This window comes from Stenotrophomonas sp. PS02297, assembly GCF_029959705.1.
GTDB classification, from domain to species: Bacteria; Pseudomonadota; Gammaproteobacteria; order Xanthomonadales; family Xanthomonadaceae; genus Stenotrophomonas; species Stenotrophomonas nitritireducens.
The window spans coordinates 1-595 of sequence record NZ_JASCOS010000252.1 but is presented as its reverse complement, the minus strand read 5'-3'; the positions used below and the strand labels follow the sequence as shown (position 1 = coordinate 595).

The window sequence follows — 595 nt, the reverse complement described above, 5'->3', positions numbered from 1 at the left end:
GCTTCAGCCGCGATGGGGCTTTCCCGCATTGCCCGCATATCCGTCCCTTCGCCCCGGAAATCCAACGTGCAAGGCCCCATCGCGGCTGAAGCCGCTCCTACGGCGGTTCATCTGCGGCCATGGCATTACCGCCCGTACGCGGGAACAATAGCCCTCCCGTTTCCCTTCGCGCTCCATGGACAACGTCCTCACTCCCAGCCAGCTCAACACGCTCGCCCGCGACCTGCTCGAGGGCGCGTTCCCGCTGGTGTGGGTGGAAGGCGAACTCGGCAACGTCAGCCGGCCCTCGTCGGGGCATCTGTACTTCACCCTGAAGGACGCACGCGCGCAGGTGCGCGCGGCGATGTTCCGGCCCAAGAGCCAGTGGCTGAAGTTCGTTCCGCGCGAAGGCCTGCGCGTGCTGGCGCGCGGCCGTCTGACCCTGTACGAGGCGCGCGGCGAGTACCAGCTGGTGCTGGACCACATGGAGGAAGCCGGCGAAGGCGCGTTGCGCCGCGCCTTCGAGGAACTCAAGGCGCGGCTGCAGGCCGAAGGCCTGTTCGACACCGAACGCAAGAAACCGCTGCCGGCGCACCTGCGCCGGCTGGCGGTGATC

At 68.1% G+C, this 595-nt stretch carries 1 protein-coding gene; it reads left to right on the top strand.

The annotated features are described in order from the left end of the window. Positions 1-175 precede the first annotated feature (175 nt). On the top strand, positions 176-595 hold a 420-nt coding region (locus QMX80_RS19250), incomplete at its 3' end, for an exodeoxyribonuclease VII large subunit (protein WP_282278779.1).